The sequence below is a fragment of the Daejeonella sp. genome, from assembly GCF_044348475.1.
Taxonomy (GTDB): Bacteria; Bacteroidota; Bacteroidia; order Sphingobacteriales; family Sphingobacteriaceae; genus Daejeonella.
In genome coordinates this window covers 63,042-79,223 of record NZ_JBIKSU010000002.1, presented here as the reverse complement: position 1 = coordinate 79,223, position 16,182 = coordinate 63,042, and the positions used below count along the sequence as shown (strand labels likewise).

Sequence of the window (16,182 nt, the reverse complement as noted above, 5' to 3'; positions counted from 1 at the left end):
ATAGTTTTAAACTTAATCCCAGATTGGTTTATATGACAAATGTATCTTTTCGCCAAAAAAAAGCTGGGTACTTCGCGCAAAAGATGGAGTATAATCAGAAATAAAGAACTGATGTTTTTTTGGAACACCCTCATTGAGTAAATTAAGACTTGTTAATTGATTTTTGAGATACTCTGCAACAATCTCAGCCGTATTAATTATTTCTACTTTTCCATTATAATATGAAGCTATTTCTGGCTTTATTAATGGATAATGGGTACATGCAAGGATTAAGCTATCAATCCTTTTTAATTTTTTGGAAGACAGATAAGAATTAATGACCGTTTTACTGATATTATTATTGAAAAACCCTTCTTCTATCATTGGTGCCAATAAAGGAGTTGGAAGTGAAGAAACCTGGATTGACGGATCAATTGCCTTAAATTTTTGAGCATAAATATCAGAACGAATAGTTGACTTTGTACCAATCACCCCTATTCGGCCATGAATTCGCGATTTGACCATTTTATCGACCACAGGGTCAATCACGTTAATAATTGGAACCTGATTACCTAAAAAATGAACTAATTCATGAAAGGCATGCGCAGAGGCAGTATTACAAGCGATAAGAATCAACTTGCAATTTTTATCAAGCAAAAATTTAGCAATCTTAAGACTGTAAAATTTAATAGCTTCTGGCGATTTATCACCATAGGGCATATGCGCGGTATCACCAAAGTAAATTATTTGCTCATTTGGCAATATCTTCCGGATTGCGTTTGCTACCGTAAGGCCTCCGATACCGGAATCAAAAATTCCAATGGGTAGTGCTGAACTCATGCTTCAAAAATAGGTTATTATTTTTATCCATCAACTTGAAGGTTACATATAATAGGCAAGCTATAAATTATTGGTCAAAAAAAAATGCGAAGCTTGAGCTTCGCATTTTTTTTTAGCTTTAGCTTATTTATTTTGTAGCAGGCGCAATTGCAATTCCAAGCTTTGTTTTAACCACATTGATCAAATCTTCACCACCGTCAAAATACACAACTCCAGGTTGTGATACATCAAACACATAGGCGAACCCTTTTTCTTTTGCAACCAATTTAACTGCATCTTCAGCCTTTTTAAAAACCGGAGTATACAATTCGGTACGCTTGGTTGTTAATTCTTCCTGAGCCTTTTCCTGCGCTTCAGTAATACGTTTCTCTAGATCCTGAATAGTAGCTCCTAACGTAGTCAATTCTTTTTCTAAAGTAGCTCTATTAGCCTCACTTAATGTTTTGTATTTTTCTTCGTAAGTAGTAACTAATTTTTGGCGCTCTGCACCCATCAACTCTAATGAGGTTTGCTTTGCTTTTGCATAGGTCTGAAAACTGGCATCGGCTGTTTTCATTTCAGGCATAGCTTGTAAAAGATCAGCTGAATTAATGTGTCCAAATTTTTGCTGAGCATTTGCCGAATTAAATGTAAGAACCATTCCAACTGCAATCACTCCTATTTTTAATAAATTTTTCATTTTTTCTGTATTCTATTTTTTGTTTATGATTAGTGAGATCTTATTTATTAGTAGTACCTGGCTTATACCCAAGCTTAGTTATTACATCATTACTTTTATCTAAACGCGGACTCGCATACAATAGCGTAATTTCGCTGTTTTTGTCAAATATCATATCCAATTGCTGCGCATCAGCAACTGCTTGAATAGCTTTAGAAACACGATCCTGAATTGGCTTGATCAATTTTGTACGAACCTGAAAAAGTTCACCTTCAAATCCAAATTTCAATCGCTGAAATTCCTTTGCCTCCTTTTCTTTTTCTATAATTTCGTTTTCACGACTTTTACGCATTTCATCAGTTAGTAAAACCTGATCTGCCTGATATGCCTTAAACATTCGTTCAATACCAGCAAATTTAACATCTACCTCCTTCTGCCATTGTGAAGATAATGCATCAAGCTGCTTTTGAGAAGAATTATATTCCGGAATATGCTTCAGGATATAATCACTATCTACATACGCGAATCGTTGTGCATATCCTCCCAAACTTGAAAGAACTAATAATAATGCGATAATAACGATTTTTTTCATTTGTATATAATTGTTTCTTGAATTAGCTTACGAATTAATAGTAGATTTTTAATTATAAAAACTAAAGATATGCTATTACCCATTAATACCAATTAATTGAAGCCTCCATTCATTGCTTGTGAGATACTAAACGTGAAAGGGTTTCTTCCATTATCGGGCACACCAGGTATTTTATCAAATGCAAAGCCATAATCAATACCAAGTAATCCAAAAATTGGCAAGAACACTCTGGCACCAATACCTGCAGTACGTCTTATATTGAAAGGTGCAAATTCTCTGAATGTATTCCAGGTATTACCACCTTCAGCAAATGCAAGAACAAAAATTGTTGCAGTTTGACTGGCTGTGATAGGGTGACGCACCTCTAGAACATATTTATTAAAGATCGGACTTCCTGAACCCTGAGCAATGGTTGGATTTGATCCGGCAGGAATAACTGCATTATTAGCATATCCACGCATGGCTATGATTTCTGAACCTTGAAGAAAATCGAATCCTTGCATACCATCACCCCCAAGTTTAAATCGTTCAAAAGCCGATTGACCAACTGCTTGATTATAGATCCCAAGAAATCCAAACTGAGCTTGTGCTTTTAAAATTAATTTACCATAAATTCTCTGAAACCATTGCGATTCAAATTTCCACTTATGATACTCCGTAAAACGATACTTTTCTTTATCAGTGGCAACAGCATAATTTTTGTTGTTTAACAAAGAGAATGGAGGAGTTGCCTGAACAGTTAACTTTAAATTTGAACCTGAAGTTGGGAATATTGGTGCATCTACGGAATTCCTACTGAATTCTTGTGTTAAGTTAAAATTATAAGAATTACCGGTTGAAAATATAAACTGGTTATAATTATTCAGGATATACTGTTGCAGATTAATTGAAGTGTTAGCCTGAAAATAATCATCTGGCCATTTTAAACGCTGACCCAATGAGAAGGTCACACCATTTAAACGGATTTTTTGCTGATTAAAATCTGTATTTCTAAGTCCGTTAGATTGAAGTGATGTAAAAGCACTTATTCCAAAATAGATCGGTTTTTTACCTCCTAACCATGGCTCTGAAAATGAAAAACTATACGACTGGTAATATTTTCCATTCGTTTGCCCCCTGATACTTAGTTTTTGACCGTCGCCCTTAGGCAATGGTTTCCAAGCACTGGTATTAAATAGATTTCGTGCCGAGAAATTATTAAAAGTCAAACCTAGCGTACCCACAACACGACCTCCACCAAAACCACCAGATAGTTCAATCTGATCAGAAGGCTTTTCAACTACATTATATTCAATGTCTACGGTTCCATCATTAGGATTTATATTAATCGGCTTAGGGTCAGTCTTTGTATCATCAAAGTTTCCTAACTGAGCAATCTCACGAGTACTTCGCACAATTAGTTCTTTTGAGAATTTCTGTCCCGGTTTAGTACGAATTTCTCTAAGAATAACTTTATCATTTGTCAACTCATTGCCTTTTACCATTATTTTATTTATGGTGTACTGCGGGCCTTCATACATCCTTATTTCAAGGTCAATTGTATCACCATATATTTTAGTTTGAACCGGATCTACAGTAAAAGTAAGATATCCATCATTCAAGTAAAGAGATGAAACATCATCACCACCAGGGCTATTAGACAATTTTCTATCTAATTTCTTTTCGCTAAAAACTTCCCCCTTTTTGATTGCAAGTATTGCATCCAATATTTTGGTTGAATATTTTGCATTCCCAGCCCAGGTAACATTACCAAAATAATATTTAGGACCTTCGTAAAGATCAATCTTCACGCCTATAGTGCTATTTCCTGTACGGTAAGTTGTATCTTTTATTATTTCTGCATCTCTATACCCTTTTTCCTGCATTTTAGCGATCATTTTTAGTTTGTCTTCATCATACTTATTCTGAAGAAACTTTCCTGAGCCAAATACTTTATAGATAGCTTTCTCTTTAGTCTTTTTTAAATATTTTTTTAGCGTCTTATTTTTAAAGTCCTTATTTCCAGTAAATAATACTTCGCTTATTTTTACCCGATCATTTTTCTCAACTTTAATATCGAGAATCATATTATTAGCCTCTGCTGTATCTTTTCGCTGAACAATTGTTAGATCAGTAAACAGATATCCTTTTTCAGTGAAATGCTTTTTAATGATATCGGTTGTAGTTTTTAGTAAATTCTCATTAACAACTTTGCCGGTCTTATCATTCAATTTTTCATTCACATCAGTTACCTCACCTTTTTTCAATCCAATTAATTCAATCCTAGTTAAACGAGGACGCTCTATCACAGCGATCTCAAAAAAGATGGTGTCAGATCTAATCTCAGCAATATTCAATTTTACATCGTCAAAAAGTCCTTGAGCCCACAAGTTCTTAACTGCATTAGAGGTGGCATCACCAGGAACAGTTATCCTGTCGCCCTTAGTAAGTTTTGAAATGGTAATTAAAACATCCTTATCTAGAAATTGGGTGCCGCTAACAAGGGTACCACCTATAACCATTTCTTTAGGATTAAGATAGCTTAACTCATCATTAGAAGTGGTCCTTGTGGGTGTTGGCGTTCCTGTTCTTCCAAACTGGGCCATTGCAGAAGTGCCAGATATTAGTAATATAAATAGTATGAGAATACGGTTCATTTGGTGTATTTAACGGTGCTAAAATAAGCTAATCGCTTGTTAAAAAGTGTTAAAAGTGAAATTAGTTCAGCTGCTCACTGGTCATTCCAAAGCGTCTTTCACGTTTCTGATAATCTACAATGGCTTCAAAAAGATCTTGCCTTCTAAAATCGGGCCATAATTTTGAAGTGAAATATAGTTCGCTATAGGCTATTTGCCATAACAAATAATTGCTTATTCTGTACTCCCCGCTTGTTCGAATCATAAGTTCAGGATCAGGCATATCTGCTGTAGTAAGGTGGTGAGCAAACATTTCTTCAGTAATATCTTCTGCTTTCAATTCACCATCTCTGACCTTAACTGCAATTTTTTTCGCAGCTTCGGTAATTTCCCATCTTGAACTATAACTTAAGGCAAGTGTCAGTGTACAATTAGTGTTCCCAGCGGTCTTTTTCATCGTTTCCTGCAACTGAAGAAGGCACCTATCTGGAAGGGAATTTAAATTTCCAATAGCATTTAAACGAACACCATTATCCATCAAGGTTTTGGTCTCTTTACTAATTGTAGAAACTAATAGCTCCATAAGTGCCATTACTTCAAGTTTAGGTCGATTCCAATTTTCAGTAGAAAATGCATAAAGAGTTAAAAATTTAATTCCAAGTTCTACAGCACCCTCTACCGTATCCCGAACAGCCAAAACTCCATTTTGATGTCCAAAAACACGCAGTTTACCCTTCTCCTTGGCCCAACGGCCATTTCCGTCCATAATAATTGCCAAATGCTGAGGCAAACGGTCTTTATCTATCTGTTCAAGTAAACTCATTGACTCCTATTAACATTAAAATTAGTACCATTTAAAACAGAAAAATTGCCTGTTTAAAATAAAATTTTAATAATTAAGCTTAAAAATTGTTTCAAATTTTGGAAATGCAAAGTTATGACTTAATTATGTTATTCTACTACATGAATTAAAAAGAGCATGACACATAAAAATAAGAATTAAATTAAGTCTGCACAGCTAAAAGGGCATAAAGTATTTTATGAAAATTGCGAGAGCCTTTTGTAATTAATTTAATGACAGATTTCATATCCGTACATTAAAAAGTAGGGCATTTACTAGACACAAAAGTATAGGTCAGGCTAATTCCAGCAAACATGTATGTATCACGTGGCCTGAAATCTCCACGCTGATTTCCCGGAATTTGGGCAATTACTGATCGATCAGACAACTGCTGTGATATCGGACTTTTAGGTGTGATTACTGTAAAATCAGGATATCTACCGCTAATATCATCCAGATAATCTGTAAAGGTTGTTCGATAACCAATTTCTCCAATCAAATTTAAATTTCCACGAATGTTATATTTTACCCCGGTGCCATATGGGACACTTATTGCATTATTTTTATACGCAACATCTTCAGTCTGAACGGCAATTAGTTCTATTTCGTTTCCGAGAAATTCTGTAAGTGGATTGAATGAGAATCCCGCAACACCTAGGAATAAATACGGACTTATTTTTCGTGATCCATAACCGTACTTATCACCACCAGACAAATATTTGAAAAGATTGAACTCAACTTGTAAAGAAAGCTCTGAAATTGGAGAATAAAAGTTGAGGTTCCTTTGTCTTTGGTTTAAATTAGATGTATTGGCATCATTTCCCTGCAACTTACCCTGCATAAAAGCGAGCTTTGCTGACCAATAACCGTCAAAATTTCTTTTTAATTGGGCACCAAAAGCGAAATCAGTAAACTTAAAGGGCTTTACAGGATTGATGTCTCCCATATAACCGGAGCTTCCCAAAAATCCGCCAGCTTCCCATGTCTGTGCAGAAGCAAATGTAAAGCTAAGTGAGAAAAGTGCAATAAGTATTAATCTACGCATGATTACAATTGAACATCAATAATTTCTGGTATCAATTCCCCAAAGCAATTTATTCCTTAACGTAGATAAATAGTTTTCATTATTAAGCCTAATTAAATTTATTCCAAAATCAGCCTTTTTCACGCTTATTTTTATGGAAGTATCTATTACTTCGGTTCGTGAATCACAAGTTAAGAGGTATTTTGAGCTCCGTCCTTCAATTTCAAACGAAAGGATATTGGTGTCTGATAAGACTATAGGCCTTACATTCAGATTATGCGGAGAAATTGGAGTAACAGCCATATTTCCGGAGCCAGGGAATATGATTGGACCTCCACAGCTTAGAGAATAAGCAGTAGAACCTGTAGGTGTTGCAACGATCAATCCATCTGCCCAGTATGAATTCAAAAAATCACCATTTAAATACGCATGAACAATCATCATTGCTGAAGTATCACGCTTATGAATGGTCACATCATTCAAAGCAAAATTTTCATTGCCAAATAAATTCAGTTCAGATTCAATACAAAGTTGAACGCGCTTATCAAGTGTATACTCTTTATTAATCAGGCTATTAATTGCAGATGATATATCATCCTTGTTAATACTTGCTAAAAATCCAAGCCTGCCAAAGTTAATCCCAATCACAGGAATATTTGAATCACGTATCAGGGTAACCGTATCGAGTAATGTTCCGTCTCCTCCAAGGCTAATCATGACATCAACGTCAGATGATATCAGGTCTTGGTAATTTCTATAAATCTGGAACTTCTTTGGGAAGAATATTTTCCCCGATATGAAGTGATTATATTTATCATGAACAAGCGTTTCTATATTTTGCTCGGCAAGAATATTGAATATTTGTTGAACATGCGGCAATACAGTATTATTGAATTGCCTGCCGTAAATTGCAATCTTCATGTTGATTTATTAAATATCAAGGTAATTCATAAGTTGATCATATCTGTTCGTTGTACCATCGTCAGATTTTAAGTCATTGAAGGTGGCCTTTACATGATAATCATACCTTAGAAATGAGGCTATTATAGATGATATCTCTGTTCGATTGAGCTTGAGCGTAATTTCAAGTCTAGTTGAATCTGGAAAAGACTGAACAAAAGAACTAAGTATTTGGGCGTTGTCGGATTCTACAATCTGTGCAATATGGGATAAAGAATTGTTTCTATTATCAACCTCAAGAACAATAATCCCACCGGGGTTGTTTGCAGATGTAATTGTGGCTAAGTGCTCAATAATTGCATTAATTGAAATTGAACCCTTATAATTCTTATTCGAATCAAGAACAGGAACAAGACTTAATTTCTGTTCAAATAATAGACGAATGACATCATAAATATGCTGATCTTCAGATACAAAAGGCCTGTAAAGAGATAAAATAAGCTGGCCTGCAAGAAGTGAATGATCATGCTCATCGAGTAAGTCGTAGTCAGAAATAAGTCCGATATATTGATTGCCATCAACAATTGGAAAATGATTTACACGGAACTCAGCCATCCTGTCAATAATCTTCTGAATGGTATCAGCAGTTCTGACCGGCCGTATGGCATCAGATATCAGTTCATGTGCATACATAGTACAAGTCTAATAAATGCGATCTAAAAACTTTTTTAAATGGGCATTAAATTCAATCGGTCGTTCCATCATTGGAGCATGTCCACATTTTTCTACCCAATTCAATTCAGAATCAGGCAAAAGCTCATGAAATTCAAGTGCAACCTCAGGTGGTGTAATTTTATCGTCCCTACCCCATATTAAACAGACAGGAGCTTTAATCATATGAATATCGTTAGACATGTTATGTCTGATAGCAGACTTAGCCATTGCCAGTATCTTAATCACTTTAATCCTGTCATTAACTATCTGGTAAACCTCATCTACTAACTCTTTAGTGGCAGTTGCAGGATCATAAAATGTAAATTCAACTTTTTCTTTTATGAAATCATAGCTTTCACGACGCGGAAAAGAGCCTCCAAATGCATTTTCATAAAGTCCAGAGCTGCCAGTCAAAACAAGAGATTTTACTTCTTCAGGATGGCTTAAGGTATATATCAATCCAACATGGCCGCCAAGTGAATTACCTAAAACAGTAAAATTCTTTAGCTTTTTATATTTAACAAATTTATGAACAAATTTTGCCAAAGACTTAACCCCGGTTGTGAGGAGTGGAAGATCATATAAAGGCAATAAAGGAATGATTACTCTGTAATCTTTTTTAAAATCATTTACTACGTCAGTCCAGTTACTAAGTGCTCCCATTAAGCCATGAAGCAATATAAGCACCTCGCCTTCACCCTCATCAATAAATTTAAAACCGTTTTCTTCTTTTATCGAGAACTCCATATAATTGTTAAGTACATATATCGTTTTACATGCTAAGATATAAGTCTGAATCTTAAATCAATATAAAAACTTAATTTAATACTGAAAAATAAGCATTAAAAATCAGGATTAGATTTTTTTAATTACCCAAGATTTCTTTAACCACTTCCGAAATGGTTTTTCCGTCTGCCTTACCAGATAACTCCTTGTTTACGATACCCATTACTTTACCCATATCTTTCATCGTGTTAGCACCTGTACGAACAATTGCATCTTTAATGTGTAAAGTTATGGCAAGTCTATCCATTTGCTGAGGCAGATAGGCTTCAATAACCAATAATTCCTCATTTTCAATCTGATAAAGATCCGGCCGATTTTGTGCCTGATAAATATCAGCAGACTCTTTGCGCTGTTTAACAAGCTTTTGAAGAACCTTGACCTCCATTTCTTCAGATATACCTTCTTCTGCGCCTTTTTCTGTCTTGGCAAGAAGCAATGCAGCTTTAATGGCCCTTAGCCCCCGAAGACGTTCACTGTCTTTACTCAGCATGGCAGATTTTATATCCTGATCAATAGTTTGTTGAAGAGACATTGCCTAAATTGGTTAATAATTGGTTAGTAATTTTATCAAAACTACACAATCCTAATTAGTTGAAGTTAAATATTAAAAAAATACACGCAATCCTACGATCTAGTGTTGGATTATTCCCTTAAAAGGTGTGAAGTGCTTGCCTGAGCAGTAGGCATTACCAGCAAATCATTAATATTTACATGAGCAGGACGTGAAGCAGCAAACCAAATTGTTTCAGCAATATCTTGTGCATGCAAAGGCTCATATCCATCATAAACTTTTTTAGCTCGATCTTTATCCCCTTTAAATCTAACTTCCGAAAATTCGGTGTCAACCGCACCGGGATGTATTGCAGTTACCTTTATTTTATGTGGCAAAAGGTCAATCCGCATAGCCTTATTTAAAGAGTCTACGGCATGTTTTGTAGCGCAATAAACATTCCCATTTAAATAGGTTTCTTTTCCTGCAATAGATCCGATGTTTATGATATGACCAGATCCATGCTGTATCATCCAGTTGGATACAAGTTTGGTAACATATAAAAGACCTTTGATATTTGTATCAATCATCACCTCCCAATCTGTAGTACTTCCAGAATTAATTGGATCCATACCTTGAGAAAGTCCTGCATTATTAATCAGTAAATCTACTTTCTTCCAATCGTCAGATAAAGTTTCAAGCTTTTCAACTTCCTCTTTATTTCTTACATCCATAGTAAGAATATTAACACGGATACCATATTCTGACACAAGTCGAGTGGCTAGGGCATCTAAGCGCGCAGTTCTGCGTCCTGTGAGAATAAGGTCATAATTTTGCTGCGCAAAAAGATTTGCGCAAGCCTCGCCAATTCCGGCAGTTGCTCCGGTTATTAATGCTATTTTAGACATAATGATTATAAAATTCGAAATTAATCAATTCTTGCGGAATGCTATTCAAAAAATAAGCTGAACTGTATATTCCTGTAAAAAAGCTTATTAATTGGTGCGGTATACGGATTTTCTAATCTATCATTATCCTTTAACACGCTTTTTCTAGATTGTGAAAATTTGATTTCGGGTGACAATTTGAAAAATTCAAAATACAGGTCGAAACCTATACCTGCTTCATACCAAACGGTATTTTTAAGACTCTTTAAGTACTTGGCCTCCGGACTTAAGGCGATATCATCGGTTTTCTTTTTTGAAACTATATCTATAGAATATTTTGCACCTCCAAGAACATAAGCCCTAAAATTCTTTCTTCTATCTGATTTTAATTTTATCCCCAAAGGCAGATCTATCAGTGTTCCCTGTATTGTTCTACTATTAGAGAGGCTTGGATCTTCATATTCATAGTTTACAGTGACATCTGCAAAAACCATACCCGGGGTAAATCGTACATTCGCGTTATTGCCAAGTCTATAATCAGAAACAAAGCCTAAGCCAAAACCAGGTGTAACAGGAGAACTTAAGCTTCTGAGCGGGCTATTAATCATAGGAAGCCCATCGAAAGAATCTATAAAGGGGCCTTTCCAATTCTCTACTTTCTGTATCTTATATTCTGATGATACAAATTGAAACTTAAATCCAAAGTGTAGTTGTTCATCATCTACACCTCCGCCCCAGTTATTTTGTGCAATTGAACTTTTAAACAAAAACAGGGAAAGTATACAAAGCAGTATAAGCTTCTTCATTTAGAACCGATATAAATGGAACAAATTCCAAACGTTAAAGGGCGAAATTTAGTATTAAGAAAACCAACTTTTTGCATTAAAGATTTAAATTTATCACCATCAGGGAATGCCTCAACAGACTCAGGCAGATAGGTATAAGCGCTACTATCCTTAGAAAAAATCCTACCAACGGTAGGGGTTATATATTTAAAATAAAAATTATAGGCCTGCTTAACCGGAAACACCTTTGGTTTTGAGAATTCCAAAATTACGGCTTTGCCTCCAGGTTTTAATACCCTGAGCATATCACTTAGGCCTTTTTCAAGGTCTTCGAAATTACGCACACCAAATGCCACGGTCACCGCATCAAAAGTGTCTTTTTCAAAAAGAAGTTTTTCAGAATCACCTAGGCGAACTTCGAATTTATCCTGCATATTTCTTTTCAGAATCTTCTCCCTGGCAATGCTCAGCATACCATCTGAAATATCTATCCCAATAACTTTATCTGGATTTAGAGTTTGAATTGCCTCAAAAGCAAGGTCGCCAGTACCTGTAGCTACATCTAATATGTACGCGGGTTTATCTTTTATAAGCTCCCTGATAGCTATTTTCCTCCAAATCATATCAATACCGAATGATAAAAAATGATTTAAGAAATCATAAGTTCCAGAAATATTATTAAACATACTTGCTACCTGCTCTTTCTTGGTAGCATCCGAATTCTGATAAGGACGTACAGTTTTAGACATATGCAAAGATAATGGATTAAGCATTGAGATAATGAAGCTATTATTCCTTTTCGAATAATATAGAAGTAAAATGACCCTGAACAGATTGAATTAAAGATTCAATCTTAAAACATTGCGGTCAATATTCTACCTTTGTCAAATGATCATCAAAAGCGCAGAATTTCAATGCAGTAATACCAGGACAGATAAATTACCTCCTCCTGAATTACCAGAATATGCCTTTATTGGCCGATCAAACGTAGGAAAATCTTCTTTGATCAACATGCTTGTTCAGAAAAAAGGGCTTGCAAAAACCTCACAAACACCAGGTAAAACCCAACTGATCAATCATTTTTTGATCAATGAAAACTGGCAGCTTGTAGATCTTCCAGGCTATGGATATGCAAAAACATCTAAAAGCAACCGGGGTGAATGGCAGAAATTCATTAGTTTTTACCTCAGAAACCGTGAAAATTTACAATGTGTTTTTGTTCTAGTTGATAGCCGACTTGATCCTCAAAAAATCGATATTGAGTTCTGTTCCTGGCTTGGAGAGAACGGCCTTCCCTTCCAACTGATCTTCACAAAAGCAGATAAACAATCACATGTTAAATCTGATCAGAATGTCGCTAAATTTAGGAAATCATTATTAGAAATATTTGAGGAAGTGCCTATGCATTACATTACTTCAGCAGAAAATCAGCAGGGTCGTGATGAAATTCTTAATTTTATCAATGAGCTCAATAAGTCGTTTACCCGTTAAATCTATTCGATCTTAGAATTTTATCAAGTTTAATTCATTTTAAGAACGGCTCAATTAAATACAAAGTTGCAAATGAAAAAATATTTTTCTCTGGTATTATTTGCTCACACAATTTTTGCAATGCCGTTTGCTTTTATTGGTTTTTTTCTTGCCATTGCAGTAACCGATCAAGAGTTTAACTGGCTAAAACTAGTGTTGATGGTATTGTGTATGATCTTTGCAAGAAATGCAGCAATGGCATTTAACAGGTACTTAGACAGTGCAATTGATGCCCGAAATCCGAGAACAGCTATACGTGATATCCCTTCAGGAAAAATTAGTTCGAATGAAGCCTTGATATTCACTATCGTAAACAGTATTCTTTTCATTCTTACTACTTTACTCATCAATAAACTTTGCTTTTATCTTTCGCCAATAGCACTCGCTGTTGTACTCGGCTACAGTTTTACCAAAAGATTTACTCCACTATGCCATCTTATTCTGGGTCTGGGGCTTGCCTTGGCACCTATAGGAGCTTATTTAGTTGTAGCTGGAGAATTTGCCATGCTTCCTCTATATTTTTCTCTGGCCGTATTATGCTGGGTTAGTGGATTTGATATTATTTATGCACTTCAGGACGAAGAATTTGACAGGGAAAACAATCTAAACTCTATTCCTGCCTGGCTAGGAAAGAAAAAAGCACTGAATGTATCGTCTGTATTTCACATTCTTGCTGTGATATTCGTAACGCTGCCCTATATCGTTTCAGACTTGTCATGGTTCTATTTGGCAGGTGTATTATTTTTTATCATTTTACTGATTTATCAGCATCAATTGGTAAAACCAAATGATCTTTCGAAAGTAAATCGTGCTTTTTTCACAACCAATGGCATTGCATCAGTTGTATTTGCTGTCTTCTTTTTACTTGATGCTTACCTGAGAAATCAAATTTAATATGAACAACCTTAAGATCTCCAAAAAACCAAGAACCTATATCCCTGAAACTCTTACCATTGATTGGATTAGTCTTGAACCCCTATTTAACGAATTACTTTCTCGAAACATAAGCTCTGTTTCAGAGCTTGAAAAATGGCTTGTAGATAGAAGTGAAATTGAAGCAGCCCTCGAAGAGGATTTTGCATGGAGGTATATTCGTATGACGTGTGATACTACAGACGAAACGCTTTTGAAAGACTTTCAATTTTTTGCAACTGAAATCGAGCCTAAGATTGCTCCAATCACTAATCAATTAAATAAGAAATTTGTTGACAGTCCGTATTCTGAAAAATTAGATAAAGAAAGATACTTTGTTTACACACGTGGTATTAAAAAAGCACTTGAGCTATTCCAAGAAGAAAACATCCCCTTAATGACTCAAATTCAGGTTGAGCAGCAAAAGTATCAAGGAATCACTGGTTCAATGTCTGTAAAACTTGGCAAAAAGGAATACACGTTAGAACAAGCTGCAGTCTTTTTAAAAGACACAGACCGCAAAGTAAGACAGGATGCCTGGGAAGCCATTACCGCTCGCAGATTACAAGACAAAGATAAGCTGGATGAATTATTCAATAGCTTGTTAAAGCTTCGCCATCAGGTAGCCATAAATGCAGGATTTGAAAATTTCAGAGATTATATGTTCCAGTCATTGGGTCGCTTTGACTATACCCCGACTGACTGTTATAAATTTCATGAAGCAATTGAAAAAGAAATCGTCCCTATATTAAAACATCAGGCAGAAAGTCGTTGCAAAGCTTTAGGATTAGCTGAGTTAAAACCATGGGACATGGAGGTTGATGTTTCTGGGAAACCAGCACTAAAGCCATTTAAGAACGGCGAAGAGCTCATTGAGAAATCAATCAAGTGTTTTCATGGTTTAAGCCCATACATTGGCCAAAGGCTTGAAATAATGAAAGCTAATGGTTTCTTTGATGTAGATAGCCGTAAAGGAAAAGCACCGGGCGGCTATAACTATCCACTGGCCGAAAGCGGAGCGCCTTTTATTTTCATGAATTCTGCTGGTACCTTCAGAGATCTAACAACGATGGTTCATGAAGGAGGACATGCAATTCATACATTCATCACTTCAGACCTAGAATTAAACGATTTCAAGCATACACCATCTGAAGTTGCAGAACTTGCTTCTATGAGTATGGAACTGATCTCGATGGATCATTGGGATGTGTATTTTGATAATCCGGAAGAATTAAAAAGAGCTAAGAAAGATCAATTAAAAGATGTGCTTAAAACTCTTCCATGGGTAGCCGTTGTTGACCGGTTTCAGCACTGGATATATACCAACCCTGAACATACGAGTGAACAAAGAGCGCAAGCCTGGAAAAATATATTCGAACCCTTCGGAAATAATTTTGCCGACTGGTCTGAACATTCATTTGCACTTGAAAACCTCTGGCAAAAACAACTTCATATTTTTGAAGTTCCATTTTACTATATAGAATACGGAATTGCTCAACTAGGAGCAATTGCAGTTTGGAAAAACTATAAAAATGATCCTGAAACAGGGCTTTCAAAGTATCTAGACGCATTAAAGCTTGGTTATACAAAAACTATAAAAGAGATCTATGAAACTGCCGGGATTGAATTCAACTTTAGTGCTACTTATGTAAAAGAGCTTGCTGATTTCATTAAAAGTGAATTAAAAAAGCTAGATTAAATCTAATATTTTATAAGCTCAAGCTATATAAAAATAGTGTAGAGGCAGCTTTTTGGTTCTGATCTATTCAATAAAAATTGAACGACCTAATTTTCATAAAAAAGCATCATACAAGCCTAATCCGTATTTTTAGCTTGATCAAGAAAAATATAATGGATTTATACAGGTTGAGCAATAGTCAAACTTAGAAAAAATCAGAGAAAAGCCTTGGTCTGTCAATCAAGCTTTTCCAAACAAGCTGCCGTCTAACTTCTTAGAATGATACCATGCAGTATGCTCAAGCCAATAAATTAGCTGCAAAGTCATTATCACTGCAATTAACGACCCTGCAATAATATCTTCCATAAAATGCTGCGCTAGATAAACTCTTGAAAATGCCGTTAAAACTGCAAGAGGTATAAGAATCCAATGACGATATTTATAGGAAAGTATATAGGATAAAACAACAGCAAGAGTAAATGCTGAAGCGGTATGTCCGGAAGGAAAACTATTCCATTCATGCATGGCATAACCATCAATGGTTCTTATTGGAGTGATGTTTTCAAAAAATTTAACAGGCCTTGGAGCGTTGAATAGTATTTTAAGAATCTGAACAGCCATAGAACTGTAAGCATAGGCAAGTGCCATGAGTACAGCATAGCGATATTTGAAAAATAGCATTCCACAAACTACTGCGATGGTCATCCAGCCATCTCCAAGCCTGGTATTAAGTTTAAAAAACTGATCGAAAAAAGGATTGTGCTTACTGTTAATCCATAAAAAAAGTTCTGTTTTAGAAAACAAAAGCATTAGAAAAAACCCTGTGATCATTACAATCAAAAAAGGAATCAAAAAATACCGCTGTTGGAAGATGATTTCAGAGAGGCTTTTTTTCATTATTTAGCTTGAATGTGCTATCAAAACTAAATAATTTTTATGTTTGATTCTTAA

17 protein-coding genes are annotated in these 16,182 nt (G+C 35.4%); 3 read left to right on the top strand and 14 right to left on the bottom strand.

What is annotated here, in order from left to right; translation table 11 throughout:
- Positions 1–12: 12 nt before the first annotated feature.
- From murI to ubiE, 13 genes are all read right to left on the bottom strand, one after another.
- Complete coding sequence (gene murI, locus ACIQZ6_RS01240) at positions 13–819, bottom strand: glutamate racemase (RefSeq protein WP_395807388.1); 807 nt, start codon at positions 817–819, stop codon at positions 13–15.
- Between the two features lie 127 nt (positions 820–946).
- Complete coding sequence (locus ACIQZ6_RS01235; RefSeq protein ID WP_395807386.1) at positions 947–1,498, bottom strand: OmpH family outer membrane protein; 552 nt, start codon at positions 1,496–1,498, stop codon at positions 947–949.
- Positions 1,499–1,538: 40 nt separating this feature from the next.
- Positions 1,539–2,069 carry an OmpH family outer membrane protein gene (locus ACIQZ6_RS01230; protein ID WP_395807384.1) on the bottom strand — a complete coding sequence of 177 codons (531 nt, stop codon included), beginning with the start codon at positions 2,067–2,069 and terminating at the stop codon, positions 1,539–1,541.
- Positions 2,070–2,161: 92 nt separating this feature from the next.
- A complete protein-coding gene (locus ACIQZ6_RS01225; RefSeq protein ID WP_395807382.1) occupies positions 2,162–4,705 on the bottom strand; it encodes an outer membrane protein assembly factor in 2,544 nt (847 codons plus the stop codon).
- A gap of 61 nt (positions 4,706–4,766) precedes the next feature.
- Positions 4,767–5,507 carry an isoprenyl transferase gene (locus ACIQZ6_RS01220; RefSeq protein ID WP_395807380.1) on the bottom strand — a complete coding sequence of 247 codons (741 nt, stop codon included), beginning with the start codon at positions 5,505–5,507 and terminating at the stop codon, positions 4,767–4,769.
- 274 nt (positions 5,508–5,781) lie between these two features.
- The gene (locus ACIQZ6_RS01215; protein ID WP_395807378.1) at positions 5,782–6,570 is read right to left on the bottom strand and encodes a DUF6089 family protein; all 789 of its coding nucleotides are present in this window, start codon (positions 6,568–6,570) and stop codon (positions 5,782–5,784) included.
- Between the two features lie 15 nt (positions 6,571–6,585).
- The gene (locus ACIQZ6_RS01210; protein ID WP_395807376.1) at positions 6,586–7,470 is read right to left on the bottom strand and encodes an NAD kinase; all 885 of its coding nucleotides are present in this window, start codon (positions 7,468–7,470) and stop codon (positions 6,586–6,588) included.
- Between the two features lie 9 nt (positions 7,471–7,479).
- Positions 7,480–8,142, bottom strand: coding sequence for a CBS domain-containing protein (locus ACIQZ6_RS01205; protein WP_395807374.1), 663 nt, complete (start codon positions 8,140–8,142; stop codon positions 7,480–7,482).
- 9 nt (positions 8,143–8,151) lie between these two features.
- The gene (locus ACIQZ6_RS01200) at positions 8,152–8,910 is read right to left on the bottom strand and encodes an alpha/beta fold hydrolase (RefSeq protein WP_395807372.1); all 759 of its coding nucleotides are present in this window, start codon (positions 8,908–8,910) and stop codon (positions 8,152–8,154) included.
- 118 nt (positions 8,911–9,028) lie between these two features.
- A complete protein-coding gene (locus ACIQZ6_RS01195; RefSeq protein WP_395807370.1) occupies positions 9,029–9,481 on the bottom strand; it encodes a GatB/YqeY domain-containing protein in 453 nt (150 codons plus the stop codon).
- A gap of 110 nt (positions 9,482–9,591) precedes the next feature.
- Complete coding sequence (locus ACIQZ6_RS01190) at positions 9,592–10,347, bottom strand: SDR family NAD(P)-dependent oxidoreductase (RefSeq protein ID WP_395807368.1); 756 nt, start codon at positions 10,345–10,347, stop codon at positions 9,592–9,594.
- A 41-nt stretch (positions 10,348–10,388) separates the two neighbouring features.
- Entirely contained in the window at positions 10,389–11,132 is a 744-nt protein-coding gene (locus ACIQZ6_RS01185) for an outer membrane beta-barrel protein (RefSeq protein ID WP_395807366.1), read from the bottom strand.
- Positions 11,129–11,860 (bottom strand): bifunctional demethylmenaquinone methyltransferase/2-methoxy-6-polyprenyl-1,4-benzoquinol methylase UbiE, encoded by a 732-nt coding sequence (gene ubiE, locus ACIQZ6_RS01180; RefSeq protein WP_395807364.1) that lies wholly within the window; start codon positions 11,858–11,860, stop codon positions 11,129–11,131. The genes ACIQZ6_RS01185 and ubiE overlap by 4 nt, the downstream gene beginning before the upstream one ends.
- Before the next feature lie 139 nt (positions 11,861–11,999).
- Between ubiE and yihA the strand changes: the two genes are divergently transcribed.
- From yihA to ACIQZ6_RS01165, 3 genes are all read left to right on the top strand, one after another.
- Entirely contained in the window at positions 12,000–12,602 is a 603-nt protein-coding gene (gene yihA / locus ACIQZ6_RS01175; RefSeq protein WP_395807362.1) for a ribosome biogenesis GTP-binding protein YihA/YsxC, read from the top strand.
- A 72-nt stretch (positions 12,603–12,674) separates the two neighbouring features.
- Positions 12,675–13,535 carry a UbiA-like polyprenyltransferase gene (locus tag ACIQZ6_RS01170; protein WP_395807360.1) on the top strand — a complete coding sequence of 287 codons (861 nt, stop codon included), beginning with the start codon at positions 12,675–12,677 and terminating at the stop codon, positions 13,533–13,535.
- Position 13,536: 1 nt separating this feature from the next.
- Positions 13,537–15,252 carry a M3 family oligoendopeptidase gene (locus ACIQZ6_RS01165; protein ID WP_395807358.1) on the top strand — a complete coding sequence of 572 codons (1,716 nt, stop codon included), beginning with the start codon at positions 13,537–13,539 and terminating at the stop codon, positions 15,250–15,252.
- 219 nt (positions 15,253–15,471) lie between these two features.
- Here the strand turns inward: ACIQZ6_RS01165 and ACIQZ6_RS01160 are convergent, their stop codons facing one another.
- On the bottom strand, positions 15,472–16,128 hold the full coding sequence (locus ACIQZ6_RS01160; RefSeq protein ID WP_395807356.1) for a phosphatase PAP2 family protein: 657 nt from the start codon (positions 16,126–16,128) through the stop codon (positions 15,472–15,474).
- Positions 16,129–16,182 lie beyond the last annotated feature (54 nt).

What these genes read in the sequence shown, in the direction of transcription:
- murI (WP_395807388.1), bottom strand. Translation starts at nt 819, where the DNA reads ATGAGTTCAGCACTACCCATTGGAATTTTTGATTCCGGTATCGGAGGC.
- ACIQZ6_RS01235 (WP_395807386.1), bottom strand. Translation starts at nt 1,498, where the DNA reads ATGAAAAATTTATTAAAAATAGGAGTGATTGCAGTTGGAATGGTTCTT.
- ACIQZ6_RS01230 (WP_395807384.1), bottom strand. Translation starts at nt 2,069, where the DNA reads ATGAAAAAAATCGTTATTATCGCATTATTATTAGTTCTTTCAAGTTTG.
- ACIQZ6_RS01225 (WP_395807382.1), bottom strand. Translation starts at nt 4,705, where the DNA reads ATGAACCGTATTCTCATACTATTTATATTACTAATATCTGGCACTTCT.
- ACIQZ6_RS01220 (WP_395807380.1), bottom strand. Translation starts at nt 5,507, where the DNA reads ATGAGTTTACTTGAACAGATAGATAAAGACCGTTTGCCTCAGCATTTG.
- ACIQZ6_RS01215 (WP_395807378.1), bottom strand. Translation starts at nt 6,570, where the DNA reads ATGCGTAGATTAATACTTATTGCACTTTTCTCACTTAGCTTTACATTT.
- ACIQZ6_RS01210 (WP_395807376.1), bottom strand. Translation starts at nt 7,470, where the DNA reads ATGAAGATTGCAATTTACGGCAGGCAATTCAATAATACTGTATTGCCG.
- ACIQZ6_RS01205 (WP_395807374.1), bottom strand. Translation starts at nt 8,142, where the DNA reads ATGTATGCACATGAACTGATATCTGATGCCATACGGCCGGTCAGAACT.
- ACIQZ6_RS01200 (WP_395807372.1), bottom strand. Translation starts at nt 8,910, where the DNA reads ATGGAGTTCTCGATAAAAGAAGAAAACGGTTTTAAATTTATTGATGAG.
- ACIQZ6_RS01195 (WP_395807370.1), bottom strand. Translation starts at nt 9,481, where the DNA reads ATGTCTCTTCAACAAACTATTGATCAGGATATAAAATCTGCCATGCTG.
- ACIQZ6_RS01190 (WP_395807368.1), bottom strand. Translation starts at nt 10,347, where the DNA reads ATGTCTAAAATAGCATTAATAACCGGAGCAACTGCCGGAATTGGCGAG.
- ACIQZ6_RS01185 (WP_395807366.1), bottom strand. Translation starts at nt 11,132, where the DNA reads ATGAAGAAGCTTATACTGCTTTGTATACTTTCCCTGTTTTTGTTTAAA.
- ubiE (WP_395807364.1), bottom strand. Translation starts at nt 11,860, where the DNA reads ATGTCTAAAACTGTACGTCCTTATCAGAATTCGGATGCTACCAAGAAA.
- yihA (WP_395807362.1), top strand. Translation starts at nt 12,000, where the DNA reads ATGATCATCAAAAGCGCAGAATTTCAATGCAGTAATACCAGGACAGAT.
- ACIQZ6_RS01170 (WP_395807360.1), top strand. Translation starts at nt 12,675, where the DNA reads ATGAAAAAATATTTTTCTCTGGTATTATTTGCTCACACAATTTTTGCA.
- ACIQZ6_RS01165 (WP_395807358.1), top strand. Translation starts at nt 13,537, where the DNA reads ATGAACAACCTTAAGATCTCCAAAAAACCAAGAACCTATATCCCTGAA.
- ACIQZ6_RS01160 (WP_395807356.1), bottom strand. Translation starts at nt 16,128, where the DNA reads ATGAAAAAAAGCCTCTCTGAAATCATCTTCCAACAGCGGTATTTTTTG.